Consider the following 657-nt stretch of genomic DNA (forward strand, 5'->3'; position numbering starts at 1 on the left):
AACTCAAGCTGCCCAGTATCAATGGCTTACATCGGGTTGAGCCCGTGCCTTTTACCACTGACTTAAGCAGCCGCCTACGCACCCTTTAAACCCAATAAATCCGGACAACGCTCGCACCCTCCGTATTACCGCGGCTGCTGGCACGGAGTTAGCCGGTGCTTATTCATCAGGTACCGGCAATTTGCCACGCATGGCCTTTTTCTTCCCTGATAAAAGCAGTTTACAACCCAGAGGGCCGTCTTCCTGCACGCGGCATGGCTGGGTCAGTCTTCCGACCATTGCCCAATATTCCCTACTGCTGCCTCCCGTAGGAGTCTGGCCCGTATCTCAGTGCCAGTGTGGGGGACCTTCCTCTCAGAACCCCTAAGGATCGTAGCCTTGGTAAGCCGTTACCTTACCAACTAGCTAATCCTACGCATGCCCATCTTATACCGATAAATCTTTAATTGAGTGATGATGCCATCTCTCAATACCATGCGGTATTAATCCGGATTTCTCCGGGCTATCCCACAGTATAAGGTAGGTTGCATACGCGTAACGCACCCGTGCGCCGCTCTAGGTCAAGTATTGCTACTCAACTTGCCGCTCGACTTGCATGTATTAGGCCTGCCGCTAGCGTTCATCCTGAGCCAGGATCAAACTCTCCATTGTAAAGTT

General features: G+C 52.1%; 1 rRNA gene. It reads right to left on the reverse strand.

The features are described from left to right. Positions 1–651: ribosomal RNA gene (locus IE080_RS19395) — 16S ribosomal RNA — on the reverse strand; the annotation flags it as partial. Between the last annotated feature and the right edge of the window lie 6 nt (positions 652–657).

It is taken from the genome of Mongoliitalea lutea, assembly GCF_014652135.1.
GTDB classification, from domain to species: domain Bacteria; phylum Bacteroidota; class Bacteroidia; order Cytophagales; family Cyclobacteriaceae; genus Mongoliitalea; species Mongoliitalea lutea.